Raw genomic sequence first — 19,689 nt, 5'->3', positions numbered from 1 at the left:
TCATGGAGATCCTGCAGAACGTCATCTCCGATCGGGGCTCGCGCTACGCGGTGTCCGGCGCGCCCTGTGGCTCCGAAGAGGAGGCGAAGGCGCTGGTCAAATCTTTGCAGCGGCGCAAGAAATTCGCCAAGGCCACGCATCACAGCTGGGCGCTGATCACGGATGGCACGCCGGTCAAGGCCGATGACGGCGAGGCCGGCGCCGGCATGGTCATCCTGCGCATGCTCGAGCGCGAGGAGCTGCACGACCACCTAGTCGTGGTGACCCGCTGGTTCGGCGGCAAGCATCTGGGCGGCGACAGGTTCCGCCATGTTCAGGAGGCGGTGCGGATCTATCTCGATCGCGCCGCGCCGCGTGGTTAGACGACGCCTTCGGTGACGATGTTGAGCGTGGTGCCGCAATGCTTGCAGTGCACCGCGTCGGGATCATGGAGCACCAGGCCGCAGGTCGGGCAGGGGTGCCGGACCTTGCTGGGCCGGAACAGCACCTGCGCCAGGCGCAGGAACAGCGTGACCCCGCAGATCATGATCGCGACCGAGATCATGTGCCCGCCGGTCCCTTCAAGCGTGATGTCGCCAAAGCCGGTCGTGGTCAGCGCCGTCACCGTGAAGTAGAGCGCGTCGGCATAATTGGCGATGTCATCGCTGGCCCGGTGCTGGGTGGCGAAGACGAACCCCGACATGACGAAGATGAACACGCCCAGATTGGTCGCTGCGACCAGCAACTGCTCGTTCTCGCGGAAGAAATCGAAATCCTGCCGCAGCCTGTCGCGGGTCTGGTACATGTGCAGCAGCCGCAGCGTCCGCAGCACCCGCAGGAAGGCGAAGCCCTCACCGGCCAAGGGTGCGAAGAAGGAAGCGGCGCTGACCATGTCGGCGATCGTGGTGGGGTAGCCCAGGAAACGCAGCCGCCGCGGGGCGATCCAGATCCGCGCCAGCAGGTCGGCCACGATCACCGCGCCGAAGACGAGGTCGATCAGCTGAATCCATCCGCCATAGGAGATGAAGGAGGTGATGATCACGAAGGCGATGGCGACGAGATCGAAGCCCAGCAGCCAGTAGCGGAAACGATGCGCGCGGGGCGTATGGCCCTCGTAGAGTTCCCTGACCATCTCCTTGGCGCTGCTGCGCATTCACGTCCTCCGATCTTCGGCTCGAGGCGAAAGCCTCGCATGGCAAAGGAGGTGGGTCGAGCCCGAGCCATGGCAACCGACCGTAGTAACATGCGCCGAAAAAATGCAGCCCAACCAGATACCTGCTTCCCTGCGCTCCGGATCCGGGCACTGTGCATCCGCCTCCCGGAGGGGCGCTCCGGTTGCTGAGCTTGCAAGCGGGTCAGGCGGATCTCCCGGCCTTCGCTCTGACCGAGCCTCGCTCGCCGCTACGAGACTGCCGGTCGGTCTGTCAGAACGTCGAGCAGCGGGCAGTCGGGGGCGCTGCCTCCGGTGCAGCGCGAGATGGTTTCGGACAGGACGGCCTCGATGGCCTGCAGGTGGCGGATCTTGGCCTGAACGACTTCGAGGTGATGACGCCCGAGTTCTTCCACCTCGGCGCAGGTATGGCTGCCGCGATCGACCAGAGACAGCAGGCCCCGGATCTCCTCCATGGTGAAGCCGAGTTCGCGTCCGCGCATGACGAAGTTCAGGCGCTCGACATGGGCGGGTCCGTATCGGCGATGCCCCGACGCACTCCGCGGCGGATCCGGCATCAGGCCGACGCTCTCGTAATAGCGGATGGTCTCGAGATTGCAGCCGGTCCGGCGGGCCAGATCCGAACGCCGCAGCTCGCTCGCGCCAGCGTGATCGCGTTCCATGAAGAAATTCCTTGATCCTGTAGTTGCTACAGACCCTACCTTGCCTGTCATCGAGCGGCAACGAGGACCGGGGATGACCGAGATCGAGATAGAGCAGACGGACGGAGCGCCTGCGCCTCAGGCGAGGGGCGGCTGGTTCGCCACCGGGGCCGGGATGCTGGGCGCCTTGGCGATGACCTCCTGCTGCATCCTGCCCCTGGTGCTCGTGAGCCTTGGCGTCACAGGCGTTTTCATCGGCCAGCTTACGGCGCTCTACGCCTATAAGTGGCTGACCTTCGGCCTCGCCGCCGGGGCGCTGGGCTACGGTTTCTGGGCCGCGTATCGCCCGGTGCCCGCCAAGGACTGCGGGAGCGGGACCTGCGCGCGCCCGATCGACCGAGGCGTGATGCGTGGGCTGCTCTGGGGCGCCACCGCCGTCGTACTGCTGGCACTGGCCTTCCCGGCCGTGGCCCCGCTGATCCTGACATTCTGACAAGGAAGTTTCCTGACATGAGACCGCTCATTCCTGCCGCTGCCCTGATTCTCACGACGGGCGGCGCGCTGGCCGAGGAGGCCGCCACAACGATCGACGTCACGGGCCTGACCTGTCCGTCATGCAGCTACATCGTCGCCACCACGTTGAAGCGCATCGACACGGTCGAGATCATGGTCTTCACCGAAGGCAGTTCCGAGAACGGCACCTATGAGCTGCGCTACGACGATGCCGTGACCGGCCCCGAGGAGATCATCTCGGCGGTCAATGGCGTCGGCTTCGGCGCGGCGCTGTCGCCGGAGACCGGGTCGTGAGCGGGCCGCACGAGCCTCCCGAGACCCAGCCCGACCGATCGGGTCTGCTGAAATTCGGCCTGATCGGCACGGTGATCCTGGCGCTGTGCTGCTTCACGCCGCTGCTGGTGGTGCTGTTCGGCGTGGTCGGGCTGTCCGCCGTGCTTGGCTGGCTCGACTACGTGCTGCTGCCGGCGCTGGCCGTGTTCATCGGCATCACGCTCTACGCGCTCTGGCGTCGTGGCCGGAGCTGAAAGGAAGATCATGAAAGACTGCTGCACGCCCAAGGGCAAATCCTATGACCTCGCCGTCATCGGCGCCGGTTCGGCCGGCTTCTCCGCCGCGATCACCGCGGCCGAGGCCGGGGCGCGCGTGGCGCTGATCGGCCACGGCACCATCGGCGGCACCTGCGTCAACATCGGTTGCGTCCCGTCCAAGGCGCTGATCCGCGCCGTCGAGAGCCTGCATCACGCCCGCGCCGCCAGCCGTTTCGATGGCCTCGAGGCGGAGGCCCGTATCACCGATTGGGCCGCGACCGTGGCGCAGAAGCAGGCGCTGGTCGAGGAACTGCGCGGGGCCAAATATGCCGACGTGCTGAGCCGCTACGAGGGCATCGACTACATCGAGGGGCGCGCGCGGTTCGACGCGGATGGTCAGCTCACCGTCGACGGCGATGTCTTCCCCGCGGCCAGGATGATCATCGCCACCGGCTCGCGTCCGCATGTGCCGCGGATTCCCGGCATCGAGGCGGTCGAGACGCTCGACAGCACATCGGCGCTGGAGATGACGGCGTTGCCCGCCTCAATGCTGGTGCTGGGTGCGGGCTATATCGGCGTCGAGCTGGCGCAGATCTTCGCCCGCGCCGGTGTTGCCGTCACGCTGGTGAGCCGTCGTGGCGTGCTGCCCGAAGCCGAGCCGGAGGTCTCCCGGGCGCTCGAGGGCTACCTCGAGGACGAAGGCATCCGGCTGGCGCGAGTCGAAGGCTATGAGAGCGTGTCACAGGACGCGGACGGCGTGCATCTGCAGGTGACCGGAGCGGAACCGCTCCGCGCCGAACGGCTGCTGCTGGCCACGGGGCGGGTGCCCAACAGCGACGATCTGAACCTCGCCGCCGCCGGGATCGCGGTGGATGCACGCGGTGGCATCGGGGTGGACGCTCTTATGCGCACCGCCAACGAGCGGGTCTGGGCCGCGGGCGACGTCACCGGGCGCGACCAGTTCGTCTACATGGCGGCCTACGGCGCCAAGCTCGCCGCCCGCAACGCCGTGGCCGGGGAAGAGCGCGCCTATGACAACAGCCTGATGCCTTGGGTCGTGTTCTCCGACCCGCAGGTGGCGGGCGTGGGGCTGAGTGAGGCGCAGGCGCAGGCCGAGGGGCACGAGGTCGTCACATCGGTGCTGCCGCTCGATGCCGTGCCGCGCGCGCTGGCCGCGCGGGACACGCGCGGGCTGATCAAGCTGGTGGCCGAAGCCGGGACCAAGCGCCTGCTGGGTGCGCAGATCCTCGCGCCGGAGGGTGCCGACAGCATCCAGACCGCGGCGATGGCGCTGAGGGCCGGGCTGACCTACGAGGAGCTGGGCGACACCATCATGCCCTATCTCACCACCGTGGAAGGGCTGAAGCTCGCGGCGCAGACCTTCGAGAAGGACGTCGCCGCACTCTCATGCTGCGCGGGGTGAGGCCATGACCGACAGATCCACCAACGATCTCCTTGGGACGCTGCGCAGCAGCGTATTGGCATGGTGGCTGCCCTTCGCCGCGATGCTTCTGGCGATCCCGCTGCCCGATGGTCTCAAGACGGCCATCTGGGTGGTGGCTCTGGCCTGGATGGGCGGGGCCTGCATGTTCAACGCGCGGCGCTGTGGCCGGGTGCATTGCCGCTACACCGGGCCGTTCCTGCTGGCGATGATCCTGCCGGTGCTGGGCCACGGCACCGGGCTGGTGCCGTTGGGCGACAGCGGCTGGCTTTGGCTCGGCCTCATCATAGGGGGCGGCATGGCCGCGATCTGGTGGGGCAGTGAACGATTGTTGGGCCGCTATCGTTGAGCCGCGCGGGCGGCGGCCCGGCCTTTCATCTCGAGACTAAGGACACGACATGACCGACACCCTCGATCTCATCGTCATCGGCGCCGGCATGGCCGGAATCGCCGCTGCCAAGAAATGCGCCAAGGCGGGTTGGTCCGTCGCCATCGTCGACGAGCTGCCCTATGGGGGCACCTGCGCGCTCAGGGGCTGTGACCCCAAGAAGATGCTGCGCGCCGGGGCCGAAGCGGCCGACGCCGCGCGGCTGCTCTCCGACAAGGGCGTCGCGGGCGAGGCCCGGATCGATTGGCCCGCGCTGATGAAGCACAAGGAGAGCTTCACCGACCCGGTGCCCGAGAGCATGGAGGATGGGCTGAAGGACGCAGGCGTCCGCACGCTGCACGGTCGCGCCCGCTTCACTGCCGATGACCGGATCGAGATTGACGGCCATGGCGAGATCGCCTTCCGCCACGCGTTGATCGCTGCCGGGGCCAAGCCGCGCCCGCTGAAGTTCCCCGGCGCGGATCGGGCGATCGACAGCACCGATTTCCTGAACCTGAAAGAGTTGCCGAAGCGCATCGTCTTCATCGGCGGTGGCTACATCTCGTTCGAATTCGCGCATATCGCGGCACGTGCGGGCGCGGAGGTGACGATCCTCGACCGCGGTGCGCGACAGCTCAAGATGTTCGACCCCGACCTCGTCGACATGCTGCTGGACCGTAGCCGCGCCGCCGGGATCGAGATCGTGGCCGAGGCCACGCCCGAGCGGATCGAGGGGGCAGGCGGCGCGCATCGGGTCACCTACAAGAAGGGCGACAAGAGCCGCGCCATCGACGCCGATCTCGTCGTTCACGGCGCCGGCCGGGTGCCGGCCGTCGATCATCTCGACCTCGACGCGGCTGGCATCGAGACCGAGCGTGGCGGTGTGAAGGTCACGCCCTGGCTGCAATCCGCGTCCAACCCACGCATCTTCGCCGCGGGCGACGCCGCCGCTTCGCCGGGCAAGCCCCTGACCCCGGTGGCGGTGTTCGAAGGCAAGATCGCCGCCTCGAACATGCTGAAGGGCAAGCAGACCGAGCCGGACTATACCGGCGTGCCGAGCGTGGTGTTCACCATCCCCGAATTGGCGCGGGTCGGCATGCTCGAAGAGGAAGCGCGCGAAACAGGCGAGGTCGAGGTGTCGTTCACCGATACCTCCGGCTGGTTCTCGCAGAAGCGGCTTGGCGAGAGCCATGCGGGCGCAAAGATCATCACCGGCAAGGACGGCACGATCCTCGGCGCGCATCTGTTCGGACCGGAATATGCCGAGCTGATCAACTTCTTCTCGCTGGCGATCAAGCTCGGCCTGACCTCGCAGCAGCTGAAGTCGATGCCCGCCGCCTATCCGACGGCCGCTTCGGATGTCGGTTCGATGTTCTGACGGGGACAAAGATCGCCACGGACGTCCACGGGCCGACCTGCGCGCCAACGCGTGTCGGGGCAGCCCGGTGGGCGGTTCGCCGCCCTGCGACCGCGCGCGGAAGGGCACGTGCTTTCGGCGCGGCCAGCGATGGGGTATAGCGAGCAGGATCCGAGGACATGCGAGAGTGCCGAGCGCCTTCATGAAGATCCCGATGCTTCATCTTCTCGTTCGGCTCGTGGTGGCGCTTTCGCTCTTTATCGGCACCATGGCGTTCGAAACCGGGCATACCCATGCCAGCCCGGCCGGCATCGGTGTCGAAGAGCCGCATCGCGACCAGCCCTCCCATTCCAAGGCCGGCTGCCATACGGGGCTGCGATGCAACGCCCTGAGCATGGCGGACAGCCTCGTGCTTCCGGCCCGTATGACAGGTGCGCGGCGTCTGTCGCCCGTGCTCCGGTCTCGGCCGGGATCGAGCCACATCCTCCGGATCGCCACCCCGCCTCCACGACCCCTGGTTTGAACCCTTCTTCAAACCAGACAGGCGAGTGAGACATGAACCCATACAGAATGACGGCCATCGCCCTGACGGCGGCAATGGCCGCTGCCGTGGCAGTCGCGCATAACGGCGCCACCGGCGTGGTGCGCGAGCGGATGGAAGGCATGGTGGCGATGCGCGACGCGATGCGCGACCTCACCCCGATGATGCGCGGCGAGGCGCCGCATGACCCGGTGGCGATCGCTACTGCGGGACAGGCGATCGCGAAACATGCCGGGGAGGCGATGACGATGCTCTTTCCGGAGGGCACCGGGGGCGGCGCATCCTTCGCGAAGGAGGCGGTCTGGGCCGCGCCCCAGGATTTCGCCGCGCTTGCCGAGGAGCTGCAGCGCCATGCCGAGGGGTTGGTGCGCGCCGCGCCGAACGCGACCGCCCCCCAGACGGACGCCCATTCCGGAATGGAGATGGGCGGAATGAAGGGACATGCCGGCATGGAGATGGGCGAGGCGAAGCCGCCGTCCTCCGGACCCGGCGCGTCCTATTCGGTGGCACAGCTGCTCGGGCTCGAGCCGCGCAAGGCCGTCTCCGTCCAAGCCATGCCAGCCACGCAGGCGAAAGTGGCGACGGCGCCCGACTATGCCACCATGGCGGCGAGCGAAGTGTTCCGCATGATCGGCGAGACCTGCGCGGCCTGTCATGGTCGCTTCCGGTCGGGAAGCTGAACATGCGGGGATTGCTCAGAAGTGTCATTCTGCTGGCTGCGCTGACGGGTGGCGGCTATGCCGGGCTGCGCGCATGGCCGATCGGGGAAGATGCGTCCCGGATCACGCTCGATGGCGATGCCCGGCGCGGGGCCTATCTGGCGCGGGCCGCGGGCTGCGTGGCCTGCCATACCGATACCGCGGCACAGGGACCGGCGATGGCGGGTGGCGCGCCGCTGGACACGCCGTTCGGCAGCTTCGTGCCGCCCAACATCACGCCGGATTTCACCCATGGCATCGGCGGCTGGAGCAAGTACGACCTCGCCCGCGCGCTGCGCGAGGGGATCTCGCCCGAGGGTCAGCCCTACTACCCGGCCTTTCCCTTCGAGTTCTATGCCGGTTTCTCGGATCAGGACATCGCCGATCTCTGGGCGGCGCTGGCCACCGTGCCACCGGTGGCCGAGACGCGCGGCGAAAACGACATGCGCTTTCCGTTCAGCATGCGTTCCGGGCTGAAGCTCTGGCGCGCGACCGCGCTCCTCGAGGCCGAGAGCGCGCCGGTGCTTGGCCGCTCGGACGACTGGAACCGGGGACGCGAGCTGGTGGAGGGGGCGGCGCATTGCGGCGCCTGCCATACCGGGCGCGGCCTCCTTGGCGGGCTCGATGCCGACAGCTTCGGTGGCAATGACGATCTGCCGGGCGGGTCCGCCGCGCCGTCGATCCGCGCCGCCGATCTGAAGGAGGACGGATGGACCGCGAGCGCGCTGGCCTATGCTCTGGAGACCGGGATCACCCCGTCGGGCGACGTGTTCGGCGGCTCCATGGCCGAGGTGGTGGAGCAGGGCACCAGCTTCCTCGACGAGGCCGACAGGCGGGCCATCGCCACCTATCTGCTCGATGCAGCACCCGTGCCTTCGGATCCCGACGCGCTGGCACAGCTTCGCTGAGCGGCAACCTGACCGCTCTGGCGCGCATCGGTGCGCCGGGCCGAACACATTCGAAAGACGGACAGATGAACAAGACGATCATTCTCGGCACCGCAGGTGTCATTCTCGCGGGCGGGCTGCTGTGGATCGCCGCGACCCCGGATGAAGAGGGCATGGGGGGCCATTCCATGACCCCGCCCGATACCTCCGAAATCCCGCAGGGCGCGCCGATCATGCAGGTGGCTCTCCCGGCCGCGCTGGGCGATCAGGTGCAAATGGGCAAGCGCGCCTTCGATAGCGTCTGCGCCGACTGCCACGGCGCGAACGCGGCCGGAAAGAACGGCGTCGCCCCGCCGCTGGTCCACAAGACCTACGAGCCCAGCCACCATGGCGATTACGCCTTTCTCGCCGCCGTGCAGAACGGCGTGAGATCGCATCACTGGGATTTCGGGGACATGCCTCCGATCGAGGGGCTGACCGAGGCCGATGTCGCTAATGTGGTGGCCTATGTGCGCGCGCTGCAGCGTGAGAACGGCATCGACTGATCACGCGGCGGTGAAGCGCGCGACTTGGCGCCGAAGCCGCCGCGGCCCTGCGCGTGACCACTTGCGTCGAGCGCGGGACCTGCCATTTGTGATCAGGACATGACCCGCCGAATCCGCCTCCTCGCCGCCTTGCCCGCCCTGATCGGGATGATGCTGCTGTTGTTGGCGAGCTGGGGTGGCGAGGGTGGTGCGACGGACCTGGCGCCGGTCGTCGCCCATCATGCCGAGACGCACGCGCCGACCCACACGCCCAAGGGCCATCACGACACTACGGTCGATGCGGCCTGCGCGCTGATGTGCCTCGCCCAGCGCTCCGTCGCTGCCGGCCCCGAGGGGTTCCGCAGCCTTGCACGCATCGATGGCGGCCCGGCGCTGCCGGCAAGCCTGCCCATGCGCGGGCGTGTGCCGATGCCGCCATGGCATCCGCCCGAGATCGTCTGACACCTTCCGTGTTCCTCCCCGGCCTGCCGGGATTATTCACGCGCGGCATTTTTTGCCGCCAGGATGACAGACAGATGACCCATATTTCCCGTCGCGGCTTTCTCGCCGCCAGCGCGGCCATGGCCGCGACCCTTTCCCTGCCGGGCCTTGCCCGGAGCCAGGGCGCACCGCTCGCCCTGCGCGCGACGCGCCGCACGCTCGACATCGACGGGCGCGCCGCGTCTGTCATGGGGCTTCTCGGCCCCGATGGCCGTCCCGGCCTGACGCTCGACCCCGGCCAGCGCTTCGCGGTGCGACTCGAGAACCAACTCGACGTCGAGACGCTGATCCATTGGCACGGACAGATCCCGCCCAACGTGCAGGACGGCGTCCCCAACATGCCGATGCCGCCGCTCGCTGCCGGCGAAAGCCGCGACTACGATTTCGCGCCGCTGCCGGGCACTCATTGGATGCACAGCCATATCCCGACGCAGGAACTCGGCATGCTTGCCGCGCCGCTGATCGTGCGCCGCGCCGAGGATCTCGCCGCTGATCGGCAGGAGGTGGTCATGTTCCTGCATGACTTTGCCTTCAAGTCGCCGGATGAGGTGATGGAGGAGATCACCTCCGGCATGGCGATGCAGGGGATGGATCATGGCGGCATGTCCGGCATGGGGGGCATGACCGGGATGCATCACGGCGCCACGGGCAGCGCGACCGGCATGGACCATAGGGCCATGGCCGGGATGGATCACGGCTCAATGCCGATGACCGCCGATCTGAACGATTACGATTTCGACGCCTATCTCGCCAATGACCGCACGCTGTCTGACCCCGAGGTGGTGCAGGTCGAGCCCGCCGGCCGGGTGCTGCTGCGGGTGATCAACGCCGCGGCGGCGACCACGTTCTGGATCGAGACGGGCGCCCTCGAGGCGCGTCTGGTGGCGGTCGACGGTCATGCCGTGCAGCCGCTGCCGGGCCGGCGGTTCGGCGCGGCGATGGCGCAGCGGCTCGACATCGAGATCGACCTGCCCTCGGGCGGCGCCTTCCCGATCCTCGCACTGCGCGAGGGCGCACGCGAGCGGACCGGCCTCGTTTTGGCGAGCAAGGGGGCATCCGTCGAGAAGATCCCCGGCATCGCGCCCACCGCCGCCCCGGCCTTCGACCTCGACATGGCGCAGGAGCGCGCGCTCCGCGCCCTCGAGCCGCTGAGCGAGCGGGCGGCGGAGTTCGCGCCGATGGTCATGCTCGGCGGGCAGATGCAGCCCTATGTCTGGACCATCGACGGCAAGGTCTGGAGCGAGCACCGGCCGGTCTCGGCGATCAGCGGCCAGCGGGTCGAGCTGACCTTCCACAACATGTCGTCGATGGGGCATCCGATGCACCTGCACGGGCATGTGTTCAAGGTCGTCGCGACCAACGGGCAGCGTTTCTCGGGGGCGGTGCGTGACACGGTCTACGTGCCGCCGATGGCCGCCGTCACCGTGGCGTTCGACGCGGGCGAGGCCGCGCGCTGGATGCTGCATTGCCACCAGATGCCGCACCTCGCCTCGGGGATGATGACCGAGTTCGCGGTCACGGCGGGCTGAGGGCCGCGCCGGCTGCCCGCTCCGGAGCCGCCGGCGTCCCACCAGAGCTCTTCATGAAAACCCGCGCGGCGACCAGTGGTCCCGCGTGAACAACCGGCTTCGACATCGAGGCCGGGGCAATAGTCAAACCTCAAGCACAACGAAAGCGTCGACCAGATGTCGGTAAATGCCCAACCCAACGAAGTGACTTTCACCCCGCCTTGGGAGGTGTTCAAACCCTACTTCTCCTATCTCAGCATGTTCCTCGGAATGGGCCTGATTTCGGGCTCAATCGTGCATGCCGCCCAGCCGGACATGCGCTCCTATGCCTTGGCCCTCATGGCCGTAGGCGCCGCGCTGTTCGCGTTCGGCTCCTATCTCAACGAGGTGCTCTTCAAGACCGGGATCTTGGGCGACAACGTCCTGAAATACGTGCTGGTGTCGCTGCTTCTGGCCATCGGGATCGGCATGGTCTCCGGCGCCGCGCAGCATTTCTACGACACGCCGCTCTTTGCCAGCTACAGCGCGCCGATCGGGGTCTTCATCTCCTCGCTCGCCTTTGCGATTCGCCAAGGCTATGTGCTGCATCGCAAGAGCTGGCTCATGATGATCGTGGCGGGTCTCGCCTTCGCGGCGGTGTTTCATCTCGGCTTGCGCGCCTACGCGGAGAGCCTGCCGGCCAGCGCTGGGCATCATGGCGCGCCGGCAGCTTCGGCCCATGGCGATGAGGGTGCCGACGGCCATCACGGGGCGCACGATGCCTCGGGGCACCACGCGGTCGATGGCCATGGCGCACCGGTCGATGCACCCGGCACGCTCGGCGTCGCACCCGCGCATTAGGCGGTGAGGGGCCGTTCATCCTCGACCGCGATCCGCGCCGATGCGATCGGCGTACGGGAATCGAACGGGCGCCCCAAGGCGCCCGTTTCGGTCTCCGCTGCGGCCCTCTCGATCAGGTCGTCAGCCGCGCCTCAGGTGCTCAGCAGCTTCTTGCGCGAGGCGTATTCCTCTGCGTCGATCTCGCCGCGTGCAAAACGCATGTCGAGTTCGGCAACCGCGCCCGGTTGCTGTCGCGGCGGCGCGGCTTCGTCGATGCGGCGGGCGATCCAGATGATGCCTGCCACCACGAGGCCCAGAACGATCAGCCACAGCACCGGCCCGAAGATCATTCCGAAGCCGCCGCTGCCCCAGCCCATCATGTGCCCGTAGCCGTCCGGGTCGGCGAGTGCGGTGGTCGCGGGCAGGCTCAACAGCAGGCCGGATATGAGACGGGTCATGGCACCCTCCTTGGTTCGAGTTATGCCATGCACCATGGAAGCAGCGCGACCTTGACGCCTTGATCTGCGTCAAGCGCGCTGTCGATCGGGTTTCCGCCGAATAGCACATGATCGACTTGATGCCCGCTCAGCCGGACAAGATCTCTACCGTAGGCACGATGTCCTCAGAGAAGTCTGCCCGGGACAGCTAAACTACTAGCTCCTCAGCCACGCAAAGGCACCGCCGGAGAGGGCTCCGACGGTGCGATGGATGGTTCAGTCCGCTTCGAAGCCCACCCGCACGGCGCGCAGGCGCAGCGCGTTGCCGATTACCGACACCGAAGACAGGCTCATGGCCGCTGCCGCGATCACCGGTGATAGCAGCAGCCCAGTGAACGGGTAGAGCAGCCCGGCGGCCACCGGCACGCCGAGGCCGTTGTAGAGGAAAGCGAAGAGCAGGTTCTGCTTGATGTTGCGCACCGTGGCGCGGCTCAACCGACGGGCCGTGACCAAGGCGGTCAGGTCGCCCCGCACCAGCGTAACGCCGGCGCTCTCGACCGCGACATCGGCGCCGGTGCCCATGGCGATGCCGACATCGGCGGCGGCGAGGGCAGGGGCGTCGTTTACCCCGTCGCCGGCCATCGCCACGGTGCGGCCCTCCGATTGCAGCCTGCGGATCGCCGCCTGCTTGTCGGCGGGCAGCACCTCGGCGATCACTTCGTCGATGCCGAGATCGGCGGCCACGGCGCGGGCGGTGACCTCGTTGTCGCCGGTCAGCATGACGATGCGCAGGCCTTCGTCATGCAGCGCGGCGATGGCCTTGGGGGTCGTCTTCTTGATCCGGTCGGCCACGGCCACCAGCCCGGCCGCACGCCCATCCACGGCGACGAGGATCGCCGTCTGCCCTTTCCTCCGCGCGGCATCGGCCCGCTCGGACAAGTGCGCGATGTCGACCCCCGCCTCCCGCATCATCGCGACGTTGCCGATGGCGATGCTGCGGCCTCCGACGCGGCCCGAGATGCCCTTGCCGGTGGTGCTGTCGAAGCTCTCGACTTCGGGCAGGATGATGCCGCGCGCCGATGCGCCCTCGACGATGGCACGGGCCAGAGGGTGCTCGGACTGTGCCTCGAGCGCCGCCACGAGGCCCAGCAACTCGTCCTCGGCCATACCTTCGGCCACCACCTCGACCAGCGCTGGCCGCCCCTCGGTCAGCGTGCCGGTCTTGTCCACGACCAGCGTGTCGATGGCGGCGAAGCGTTCGAGCGCGGCGGCGTTCTTGATCAGCACGCCGTGCCCCGCGCCCTTGCCGACGCCGACCATGATCGACATCGGTGTGGCGAGGCCCAGCGCACAGGGACAGGCGATGATCAGCACCGACACGGCGGAGACCAGCGCGAAGGCCATGGCCGGGTCGGGGCCGAAGATGCTCCACACCACGAAGGCGAGGATCGCCACCCCGACCACCGCCGGAACGAAGTAGCCCGAGACCTTGTCGGCGAGCTTCTGGATCGGCGCCTGGCTGCGCTGCGCCTCGGCGACCATGGCGACGATGCGGTTGAGCATGGTGTCGGCGCCGACGCGCTGCGCCTCCATCACGAAGCTGCCGGTCTGGTTGATCGAGCCGCCGGTGACCGGATCGCTCTCGGCCTTCTCGACCGGGAGCGGCTCGCCGGTGATCATGCTCTCGTCGATGCCGGAGCGTCCCTCCAGCACGACGCCGTCCACCGGCACGCTCTCGCCCGGGCGCACCCGCAGCCGATCCCCGGAGCGGACCATGTCGAGCGGCACGTCGCGCTCGCCGCGCTCGTCCACCAGCCGCGCGGTCTTGGGTGCGAGGTCGAGAAGCGCGCGGATCGCGCCGCCGGTGCGCTCGCGGGCGCGCAGCTCCAGAAGCTGGCCCAGCAGCACCAGCGTGACGATCACCGCCGCCGCCTCGAAATAGACGCCGACCTCGCCTTCATGGCCGCGAAACTGTGGTGGGAACAGACCCGGCGCGACGGTGGCGACGACCGAGTAGAGATAGGCCACGCCGACGCCGAGGGCGATCAGCGTGAACATGTTGAGGCTGCGGTTCCTGATCGAGGCCCAACCGCGCTCGAAGAACGGCAGGGCGCACCAGAGCACCACCGGTGTCGCGAGGAGCAGTTCGATCCAGTCGAGCATCGGTGCCGAGATGATGGCGAAGGCATGGGGCGCGAAATGCCGGCCCATCGCGATGATCGCGAGCGGGATCGTCAGCGCCGCCCCGAGGACGAAGCGGCGGCGGAAATCGAGGTATTCCTCGCTCGGGCCTTCGGTCACGGGAATGCCCTTGGGCTCGAGCGCCATGCCGCAGATCGGGCATGAGCCGGGACCGACCTGCTCGATCTGGGGGTGCATCGGGCAGGTGTAGATTACGTCCTCGCGCGCGGGCGGGGCGGCCTTCAGGTCGGGATCGAGGAAAATCTCCGGCCTGGCATCGAACTTCTCGCGGCACTTGGTCGAGCAGAAGTAGAAGGTTTCCCCTTCATGCTCGGAGATATGCTTGGCGGTTTCAACGTCGACCGTCATGCCGCAGACCGGGTCGATCGCCAGTCCTTCGGCCGGCTGATCATGGTGATGCGCATGTGCGTGGCAGCTGTGGTCCATGGCAGGTCTCCCTTGCTGCGACGGCATCGACCCGGTGCCGCCATGATCAAATATACCCCCATGGGGTATAGGCGGTCGAGATACCTATCTGGGGTATGTTCGCACCCAACCCTTTGGAGTATGGTGTCGGCGGTCGGAGGCGGACGAGATGCAGGAAAAGAAGAACAAGGCGGCGATCCAGAAGCGCCTGGCGCGGCTGGAGGGCCAGATCAGGGGCATCTCCCGCATGGTCGAGGAGGACCGCTACTGCGTCGACGTGTTGATGCAGACCGCGGCGGTACGCTCGGCACTGAAGGCGGTGGAGCGGCTGTTGATCGAGGACCATGCCAACCATTGTATGGAGGCGGCGATCCTGTCGGGCGATCAAGACGAGCAGCGCACCAAGTTCCGCGAAATGGTCGCCTTGCTTGAAAAGGCGCGCGACTGATCGGGGCCGGGCCTCGTTGCTCCGATGATTAGCGCAGCGCGTTCGATCGGGGCCGTTGCATGATGACCAACGCGATTGCGCCTAGGGTGCAGGTTGCAGCCATGCTCGAGCGCCGTGACGTCGTCAGCCGATGCAGAGGTGAGAGTTAAGCGTGCAGCGAGCGTTCGGCTTCGAGGTGTCGCCGGCGATCCCAAGCTGAATGAGTTCTTCCAAGCCCTGCTGTAGCCTGAAGGCCAGCGGAAACGCCACGAAGGCCAGCCATGCTCATTCGGAGCACCGCGCGACTGCGATCGTGTAGTTCCCGGCAGGCGTTAGGTCGCTTGCAAGAACGAAACTCGCTGCCGCCGAGAAGCACGTTTCTGGAGCCTCTGAGGTCACTCGCCGCGGGGAGTAGCCCACCATGCCTTCAAGCTGCTTCCCGCGCGCTGAGCTGGTTGGACCGATGATGTGCGGGTCCGCCCGTCTGCATGGCTGAGCCAGAGTTACGAACGGTTTCTGCAAAAGGGCAGGAGGGTAACATTCGATTGGGCGATTGAGCCCTGTTTAGTGGCATGACTGAACCATCTGTGACGCCCCCGCAGAAAAAAGGGCAGAGAGCGGCCTTTCGCTGCACATGGAACGGACGTCCGCTTCACATCGGGAACAGTATGGACCTCTCTGCCAGCGCGAGTTGACCCCTATAGGCTTCCAGCCGCGCACTGGCATTGGTGTCGACCACCAGAATGACCGCCATCATGGCAATGGTCGTGATCAGGCTCGCCTGCCAGATAGGGGCCTCGAAGAACGGTATCGCCAGCGCGCAGGCGGCAATGATCAGCGGGATCACCCTGAACGCGGCGATCCGGTATTCGTTCAATACCCTGTCGGCACGCGCGATCTCGTCTGCGACGAAACCGGCGGCATCGGTAACATAGGCCGCCGGGAAGATCGTCAGCCGGGCTTGGCTGGGGAAGAACAGGCCGAGCCCGATGATCAGGATCAGCGTGCCCACCACCAGCATGGGGACGACATAGGCCCTCGCCATGTCGGTCTTGCCCATCTGCCAGAACCCCAGGCTCGCCATGAGGAAGGACAGGCGGAAAAGGATGAAGAAGGCGGAGGAGAGCATCTCGGCTCTCGTCCAGTCGGTTGCCGTTTTCACGATGTCCATTTTCTCGGCCCTCGTCGGAAGCAATGTCAGGGGTCGGAGTAGCGGGCACGGTGGGCCAATCGGCCCAGGCCCAGCCTCCGCTGCCTAGGCGGGAGCGCGAGGCCCTTACAGGGCCCAGCTGAAACCGGTGTCCTTCTCGGATCGCTCCCACAGCCTCACCATGACCGGCTTGTCGTGAGCATGGGCGTTCAGCGTGCCGCGGCCCACCGGGCCGACGAATTCCCTGGTCCCGGTGGGGCCATAGAGCGCGCGCTGCTCGGTCAGTCCCTCTTCGGTGGCGCACATCACTTCCGGATAGGCGCCCTGCTCGGCGGTCTGGACCATCGGCGTCTTGGTCATCAGCCACCAGATGAGGCGCATCGTCCGGCTGCCGCTGGTCGAGATCAGCGAGGTCGCGGACGAGCCGGGGTGGCAGACATAGACCTCGACGTTGCGGCCGGCGGCCTTCACCCGGTCCTGAAGCTCGTAGGCGAACATCATCTGCGCCAGCTTGCTCTGGGAATAGGCGGTGTTCGCGCCGTAGCCCTCGTCCCAGTTCATGTCGTCGAAGCGGATCGTCTTCAGCCCCATGTTGTAGCCGAGGCTGGCGACGACGACGATCCGGCCCTGCGCTTCCTCGATGCGGTCGAACAGCATGCCGCACAGGGTGAAGTGGCCGTAATGGTTGGTGCCGAGCTGGCTCTCGAAACCGTCGGGCGTCAGCTTGCGCGTGGGCACCTGCGCGATGGCGGCGTTGCAGATCAGCGCGTCGATGCGCGGGGTGGTCTTCAGCACCTCTTCGGCGGCCATGCGGACGGAAGCCTGCTCAGCGAGGTCCATGCGGATGAAGCGCACGGGCGCGGCGGCACCGAATTCCTCGCGCAGCTCCTTCACGGCGGCGGCGGATTTCTCGGCGCTGCGGTTCAGCATCACCACTTCCGCGCCCTTACCCAAGAGGATGCGCGCCGCCTGGAAGCCCGCGCCCGCATTGGCGCCGGTGATGACGTAGGTCTTGCCGGAAAGGTTGCCGAGAAGCTCGGGCGTCCAGCCCTTCGGTCCGAATTGAGCATGTTTCATCGTGATGTCCTCCGGCGCCGCAGCGCTTGCGTTTGTAAACCGTGGTGTTTACATAGGTGCAAGCAGCAGGAGGTGTAAACCCCTGTGTTTACAAAATTGCGGCGCGGCGGGACGGAAACGATGAAACTGACTGATAAGAAACGAAAAGATATTCTGGAGGCGGCGATCCAGGAGTTCCGCGAGCAGGGCTTTCCGGCCGCCCGGGTGAACCGGATCGCCGAGCTGGCCGAGGTGTCCAAGCGCACGCTCTACAAGCATTTCGAGAGCAAGGAGCTGCTGTTTCAGGCCATCACCGAGATCCTGCTCGAAGAAATCGCGGCCGTGCCGAAGCTGCGCCTCCAGCCTGATGTGCCGCTTCGCGAGCAGTTGGTCGCGGCGGTGCGGGATTACGTCGGCCATCTGACCGGCGAGCAATATATGGGCCTGAACCGGCTGGTGATGTCGGAGCTGCTGCGCGATCAGGATCTGGCGCAGGCCTTCTTCGCCAAGGCCGCGATGCAGGACGGCCCGATCTCAGGGCTGATCGGTGAGGCGATGCAGGCGGGCGCGCTGCGCGAGGCCGAACCGGGCTTCGCCGCTGGCCAGCTGCTGTCGATGGTGAAGCATTTCCTGGTCTGGCCGCAGTTCCTGATGGGCGCGAAGGCCGAGGTCGATCCGGATGCCGTCATCGCCGACTGCGTGGACATGTTCCTCGCCCATTACGGTTCGGAAGGCTGATCGCACGCATGGTCAGGGCCGATGAGCGGGGCGGCATCTTGGTGTGAAGACGCCCCGCGTTGGCGAGAGGGGATCGCAATCTCTCGTCAGTTCGCGATCTCGATCCCGATCTTGCCCATGTGCGACTTCGACAGAAACGCCTCCTGCGCCGCGCGCAGATCGCGCAGCTTGTAGGTCTCGGTGAGGACGGGCCGGATCTCGGCCCGCTCGATATAGTCCACCAGATCGGTGAAGATGCGGGGGTCCTGCCGGGTGCTGCCGATCAACGTCAGATCCTTGAGGTAGAGCGTGCGCAGGTCCAGCTCGACGATCGGTCCCGCGATCGCACCGGAGGTCACGTAGCGGCCGCGCACTGCCAGCGCCTCGAGCAGAAAGGGCCAGCGCGGGCCGCCGACGAGATCGAGCACGACGTCGAAAGCCCCCTCGGGCAGCGCGTCATCGCGGTGCAGGATGGCATCGGCGCCCAAAGCCTTGAGGTCGTCCGCCTTGGCGGGGCTGGTCACCGCAGTGACATGCGTACCGCGCCGCTTGGCGAGCTGTACCGCCGCCGAGCCGACTCCGCCAGAGGCACCGGTGATCAGCACCCGCTCGGCGCCGAGGCGCGCGCGCTGGATCATGCCCTCAGCGGTCGAGAAGGCGCAGGGGAAGGAGGCAAGCTCCACGTCCGAAAGCGGGCTGTCGATACGCAGCGCATGTTCGCTCGCGATCGTGGTGAACTCCGCGAAACCGCCATCGAGCTCCGATCCGAAGGTGACCAGCGCGTCCTCGTCGCCGCCCGCGGGCCGGTGCATCGGCCGTACCAGCACCCGCTCGCCAATGCGGGCGGAGGCCACCCCTTCGCCGACAGCGACGATCTCGCCGCAGCAATCGGCGCCTTGAATACGCGGGAAGCTCAGCGCGCCAGACCAAGCGCCGTCGGCGTCCGAGGCGCCGTCATAGCCCGTGGCTGCGGCCGAGTTCGTATCGCCGCGCACGGCCTTCGAATACCAGCCGGTTCGAGTGTTCACGTCGGTATTATTCACCGCCGACGCGCCGACGCGGATCAGCACCTCGCCTGCGGCGGGGTGCGGCACCGGCATGTCCTCGCGCCAATCCAGCCGGTCGAGCCCGCCATGGCCGGTCAGGACCATCGCCTTCATCGTGTCGGGCAGTGTCATCGGGTTGCTCCGTCGTGTAGAATGATTGTTCTACTTGCTCTGGTAGAGGGACCTCTCTACATCGTCAAGCATGACCGATACGATGACGAGGATCGCCGCCGGGCTGGAGCAGGCCTTCGCCGCCCGCGGCTTCGCCGAGCCCAGCGTCGAGGATCTGCGCGATGCGGCAGGCGTCAGCCTGCGCACGCTTTACAAGTACGTGCCGTCGCGCGCGGACATGGTGCTGGCGGCACTGGAGCATCGACATACGCGCTACCTCACGCACCTCTTCGACGGATTGCCGGATGCACCGGCGGCGACGCTGGACGCGTTGCTCGACCGCGTCGGAGCGTGGATGGCAACCGAGACCTCGCATGGCTGCCTGTTCCACAGCGCGGTGGCCGCCGAGCCCGGCAGCGCGCGGCTGCGCGAGGTGCTGGGGCGGCACAAGGCCGAGGTGGCACGCCGCGCCGCCGCAGCCACCGGGCTCGAGGGCCACGAAATCGAACTCTCGGTGATCATGGAAGGTCTCACGCAGGCGTGGTCGCTGCACCGTGACGCCGCCATAGCGAGTGCGAAGCGGCTGGGGCACGGCCTGCTGAGCGGCGAGGCCGCGTGACGACGGGGTTCCACTCGGTGACCGGCCTCATCTAAGGTCGAG

General features: G+C 67.2%; 24 protein-coding genes. 17 read left to right on the top strand and 7 right to left on the bottom strand.

The window, feature by feature from the left end:
• Nucleotides 1–2 precede the first annotated feature (2 nt).
• The gene (locus FHS00_RS01630) at nt 3–362 is read left to right on the top strand and encodes a YigZ family protein (protein WP_183469230.1); all 360 of its coding nucleotides are present in this window, start codon (nt 3–5) and stop codon (nt 360–362) included.
• On the opposite strand, the gene FHS00_RS01625 is transcribed toward FHS00_RS01630, so the two are convergent.
• The gene (locus FHS00_RS01625) at nt 359–1,132 is read right to left on the bottom strand and encodes a potassium channel family protein (protein WP_183469228.1); all 774 of its coding nucleotides are present in this window, start codon (nt 1,130–1,132) and stop codon (nt 359–361) included. The two genes, FHS00_RS01630 and FHS00_RS01625, sit on opposite strands and share 4 nt — an antisense overlap.
• A gap of 248 nt (nt 1,133–1,380) precedes the next feature.
• Nucleotides 1,381–1,812 (bottom strand): MerR family transcriptional regulator, encoded by a 432-nt coding sequence (locus FHS00_RS01620; RefSeq protein ID WP_183469226.1) that lies wholly within the window; start codon nt 1,810–1,812, stop codon nt 1,381–1,383.
• Between the two features lie 73 nt (nt 1,813–1,885).
• On the opposite strand from FHS00_RS01620, the gene FHS00_RS01615 reads away from it, so the two are divergent.
• The 13 genes from FHS00_RS01615 (at nt 1,886) to FHS00_RS01555 (ending at nt 11,498) form a co-directional block, all read left to right on the top strand.
• Nucleotides 1,886–2,284: a mercuric transporter MerT family protein gene (locus FHS00_RS01615; protein WP_183469224.1), complete on the top strand. Its 399-nt coding sequence runs from the start codon at nt 1,886–1,888 to the stop codon at nt 2,282–2,284.
• Nucleotides 2,285–2,301: 17 nt separating this feature from the next.
• Nucleotides 2,302–2,598 (top strand): heavy-metal-associated domain-containing protein, encoded by a 297-nt coding sequence (locus FHS00_RS01610; RefSeq protein ID WP_183469222.1) that lies wholly within the window; start codon nt 2,302–2,304, stop codon nt 2,596–2,598.
• The gene (merF, locus tag FHS00_RS01605; protein ID WP_183469220.1) at nt 2,595–2,831 is read left to right on the top strand and encodes a mercury resistance system transport protein MerF; all 237 of its coding nucleotides are present in this window, start codon (nt 2,595–2,597) and stop codon (nt 2,829–2,831) included. Before FHS00_RS01610 ends, merF begins: the two co-directional genes overlap by 4 nt.
• 10 nt (nt 2,832–2,841) lie before the next feature.
• Nucleotides 2,842–4,257, top strand: coding sequence for a mercury(II) reductase (merA, locus tag FHS00_RS01600; RefSeq protein WP_183469218.1), 1,416 nt, complete (start codon nt 2,842–2,844; stop codon nt 4,255–4,257).
• A gap of 4 nt (nt 4,258–4,261) precedes the next feature.
• On the top strand, nt 4,262–4,624 hold the full coding sequence (locus tag FHS00_RS01595) for a hypothetical protein (RefSeq protein WP_183469216.1): 363 nt from the start codon (nt 4,262–4,264) through the stop codon (nt 4,622–4,624).
• 49 nt (nt 4,625–4,673) lie between these two features.
• Nucleotides 4,674–6,020, top strand: a complete 1,347-nt coding sequence (locus FHS00_RS01590) for a dihydrolipoyl dehydrogenase family protein (RefSeq protein WP_183469214.1) — start codon at nt 4,674–4,676, stop codon at nt 6,018–6,020.
• Nucleotides 6,021–6,201: 181 nt separating this feature from the next.
• Nucleotides 6,202–6,522 (top strand): hypothetical protein, encoded by a 321-nt coding sequence (locus FHS00_RS01585; RefSeq protein ID WP_183469212.1) that lies wholly within the window; start codon nt 6,202–6,204, stop codon nt 6,520–6,522.
• 32 nt (nt 6,523–6,554) lie between these two features.
• Entirely contained in the window at nt 6,555–7,220 is a 666-nt protein-coding gene (locus FHS00_RS01580) for a cytochrome c (RefSeq protein WP_183469210.1), read from the top strand.
• Nucleotides 7,221–7,222: 2 nt separating this feature from the next.
• Nucleotides 7,223–8,146 (top strand): c-type cytochrome, encoded by a 924-nt coding sequence (locus FHS00_RS01575; protein WP_246390901.1) that lies wholly within the window; start codon nt 7,223–7,225, stop codon nt 8,144–8,146.
• A gap of 65 nt (nt 8,147–8,211) precedes the next feature.
• Nucleotides 8,212–8,670, top strand: a complete 459-nt coding sequence (locus tag FHS00_RS01570; protein ID WP_183469208.1) for a c-type cytochrome — start codon at nt 8,212–8,214, stop codon at nt 8,668–8,670.
• 99 nt (nt 8,671–8,769) lie between these two features.
• Nucleotides 8,770–9,111 carry a hypothetical protein gene (locus FHS00_RS01565; RefSeq protein ID WP_183469206.1) on the top strand — a complete coding sequence of 114 codons (342 nt, stop codon included), beginning with the start codon at nt 8,770–8,772 and terminating at the stop codon, nt 9,109–9,111.
• 74 nt (nt 9,112–9,185) lie between these two features.
• Nucleotides 9,186–10,679 carry a multicopper oxidase family protein gene (locus tag FHS00_RS01560; RefSeq protein ID WP_183469204.1) on the top strand — a complete coding sequence of 498 codons (1,494 nt, stop codon included), beginning with the start codon at nt 9,186–9,188 and terminating at the stop codon, nt 10,677–10,679.
• A 156-nt stretch (nt 10,680–10,835) separates the two neighbouring features.
• Nucleotides 10,836–11,498 (top strand): hypothetical protein, encoded by a 663-nt coding sequence (locus tag FHS00_RS01555; RefSeq protein WP_183469202.1) that lies wholly within the window; start codon nt 10,836–10,838, stop codon nt 11,496–11,498.
• A gap of 131 nt (nt 11,499–11,629) precedes the next feature.
• On the opposite strand, the gene FHS00_RS01550 is transcribed toward FHS00_RS01555, so the two are convergent.
• Entirely contained in the window at nt 11,630–11,935 is a 306-nt protein-coding gene (locus FHS00_RS01550; RefSeq protein ID WP_183469200.1) for an SHOCT domain-containing protein, read from the bottom strand.
• Nucleotides 11,936–12,190: 255 nt separating this feature from the next.
• Entirely contained in the window at nt 12,191–14,542 is a 2,352-nt protein-coding gene (locus FHS00_RS01545) for a heavy metal translocating P-type ATPase (protein ID WP_183469198.1), read from the bottom strand.
• A 148-nt stretch (nt 14,543–14,690) separates the two neighbouring features.
• Between FHS00_RS01545 and FHS00_RS01540 the strand changes: the two genes are divergently transcribed.
• A complete protein-coding gene (locus FHS00_RS01540; RefSeq protein WP_183469196.1) occupies nt 14,691–14,969 on the top strand; it encodes a metal-sensitive transcriptional regulator in 279 nt (92 codons plus the stop codon).
• 631 nt (nt 14,970–15,600) lie between these two features.
• Here the strand turns inward: FHS00_RS01540 and FHS00_RS01535 are convergent.
• Both FHS00_RS01535 and FHS00_RS01530 read right to left on the bottom strand, forming a co-directional pair.
• A complete protein-coding gene (locus FHS00_RS01535) occupies nt 15,601–16,119 on the bottom strand; it encodes a hypothetical protein (RefSeq protein WP_183469194.1) in 519 nt (172 codons plus the stop codon).
• Nucleotides 16,120–16,224: 105 nt separating this feature from the next.
• Complete coding sequence (locus FHS00_RS01530) at nt 16,225–17,175, bottom strand: SDR family oxidoreductase (RefSeq protein WP_183469192.1); 951 nt, start codon at nt 17,173–17,175, stop codon at nt 16,225–16,227.
• A 120-nt stretch (nt 17,176–17,295) separates the two neighbouring features.
• Here FHS00_RS01530 and FHS00_RS01525 point away from each other — a divergent pair, with 120 nt between their 5' ends.
• Nucleotides 17,296–17,892: a TetR/AcrR family transcriptional regulator gene (locus FHS00_RS01525; protein ID WP_183469190.1), complete on the top strand. Its 597-nt coding sequence runs from the start codon at nt 17,296–17,298 to the stop codon at nt 17,890–17,892.
• Nucleotides 17,893–17,978: 86 nt separating this feature from the next.
• Here FHS00_RS01525 and FHS00_RS01520 read toward each other — a convergent pair whose 3' ends face one another.
• Nucleotides 17,979–19,049: an alcohol dehydrogenase family protein gene (locus FHS00_RS01520; RefSeq protein WP_183469188.1), complete on the bottom strand. Its 1,071-nt coding sequence runs from the start codon at nt 19,047–19,049 to the stop codon at nt 17,979–17,981.
• An 82-nt stretch (nt 19,050–19,131) separates the two neighbouring features.
• On the opposite strand from FHS00_RS01520, the gene FHS00_RS01515 reads away from it, so the two are divergent.
• A complete protein-coding gene (locus FHS00_RS01515; protein WP_246390896.1) occupies nt 19,132–19,647 on the top strand; it encodes a TetR/AcrR family transcriptional regulator in 516 nt (171 codons plus the stop codon).
• Nucleotides 19,648–19,689: the final 42 nt, after the last annotated feature.

Origin of the sequence: Limimaricola variabilis, assembly GCF_014195545.1 — a bacterium.
Taxonomy (GTDB): Bacteria; Pseudomonadota; Alphaproteobacteria; order Rhodobacterales; family Rhodobacteraceae; genus Limimaricola; species Limimaricola variabilis.
Note: the sequence above shows the minus strand (reverse complement) of the source record. Positions and strands in the feature narration are given on the sequence as shown.

What these genes read in the sequence shown, in the direction of transcription:
- FHS00_RS01630 (WP_183469230.1), top strand. Translation starts at nt 3, where the DNA reads ATGGAGATCCTGCAGAACGTCATCTCCGATCGGGGCTCGCGCTACGCG.
- FHS00_RS01625 (WP_183469228.1), bottom strand. Translation starts at nt 1,132, where the DNA reads ATGCGCAGCAGCGCCAAGGAGATGGTCAGGGAACTCTACGAGGGCCAT.
- FHS00_RS01620 (WP_183469226.1), bottom strand. Translation starts at nt 1,812, where the DNA reads ATGGAACGCGATCACGCTGGCGCGAGCGAGCTGCGGCGTTCGGATCTG.
- FHS00_RS01615 (WP_183469224.1), top strand. Translation starts at nt 1,886, where the DNA reads ATGACCGAGATCGAGATAGAGCAGACGGACGGAGCGCCTGCGCCTCAG.
- FHS00_RS01610 (WP_183469222.1), top strand. Translation starts at nt 2,302, where the DNA reads ATGAGACCGCTCATTCCTGCCGCTGCCCTGATTCTCACGACGGGCGGC.
- merA (WP_183469218.1), top strand. Translation starts at nt 2,842, where the DNA reads ATGAAAGACTGCTGCACGCCCAAGGGCAAATCCTATGACCTCGCCGTC.
- FHS00_RS01595 (WP_183469216.1), top strand. Translation starts at nt 4,262, where the DNA reads ATGACCGACAGATCCACCAACGATCTCCTTGGGACGCTGCGCAGCAGC.
- FHS00_RS01590 (WP_183469214.1), top strand. Translation starts at nt 4,674, where the DNA reads ATGACCGACACCCTCGATCTCATCGTCATCGGCGCCGGCATGGCCGGA.
- FHS00_RS01585 (WP_183469212.1), top strand. Translation starts at nt 6,202, where the DNA reads ATGAAGATCCCGATGCTTCATCTTCTCGTTCGGCTCGTGGTGGCGCTT.
- FHS00_RS01580 (WP_183469210.1), top strand. Translation starts at nt 6,555, where the DNA reads ATGAACCCATACAGAATGACGGCCATCGCCCTGACGGCGGCAATGGCC.
- FHS00_RS01575 (WP_246390901.1), top strand. Translation starts at nt 7,223, where the DNA reads ATGCGGGGATTGCTCAGAAGTGTCATTCTGCTGGCTGCGCTGACGGGT.
- FHS00_RS01570 (WP_183469208.1), top strand. Translation starts at nt 8,212, where the DNA reads ATGAACAAGACGATCATTCTCGGCACCGCAGGTGTCATTCTCGCGGGC.
- FHS00_RS01565 (WP_183469206.1), top strand. Translation starts at nt 8,770, where the DNA reads ATGACCCGCCGAATCCGCCTCCTCGCCGCCTTGCCCGCCCTGATCGGG.
- FHS00_RS01560 (WP_183469204.1), top strand. Translation starts at nt 9,186, where the DNA reads ATGACCCATATTTCCCGTCGCGGCTTTCTCGCCGCCAGCGCGGCCATG.
- FHS00_RS01555 (WP_183469202.1), top strand. Translation starts at nt 10,836, where the DNA reads ATGTCGGTAAATGCCCAACCCAACGAAGTGACTTTCACCCCGCCTTGG.
- FHS00_RS01550 (WP_183469200.1), bottom strand. Translation starts at nt 11,935, where the DNA reads ATGACCCGTCTCATATCCGGCCTGCTGTTGAGCCTGCCCGCGACCACC.
- FHS00_RS01545 (WP_183469198.1), bottom strand. Translation starts at nt 14,542, where the DNA reads ATGGACCACAGCTGCCACGCACATGCGCATCACCATGATCAGCCGGCC.
- FHS00_RS01540 (WP_183469196.1), top strand. Translation starts at nt 14,691, where the DNA reads ATGCAGGAAAAGAAGAACAAGGCGGCGATCCAGAAGCGCCTGGCGCGG.
- FHS00_RS01535 (WP_183469194.1), bottom strand. Translation starts at nt 16,119, where the DNA reads ATGGACATCGTGAAAACGGCAACCGACTGGACGAGAGCCGAGATGCTC.
- FHS00_RS01530 (WP_183469192.1), bottom strand. Translation starts at nt 17,175, where the DNA reads ATGAAACATGCTCAATTCGGACCGAAGGGCTGGACGCCCGAGCTTCTC.
- FHS00_RS01525 (WP_183469190.1), top strand. Translation starts at nt 17,296, where the DNA reads ATGAAACTGACTGATAAGAAACGAAAAGATATTCTGGAGGCGGCGATC.
- FHS00_RS01520 (WP_183469188.1), bottom strand. Translation starts at nt 19,049, where the DNA reads ATGACACTGCCCGACACGATGAAGGCGATGGTCCTGACCGGCCATGGC.
- FHS00_RS01515 (WP_246390896.1), top strand. Translation starts at nt 19,132, where the DNA reads ATGACGAGGATCGCCGCCGGGCTGGAGCAGGCCTTCGCCGCCCGCGGC.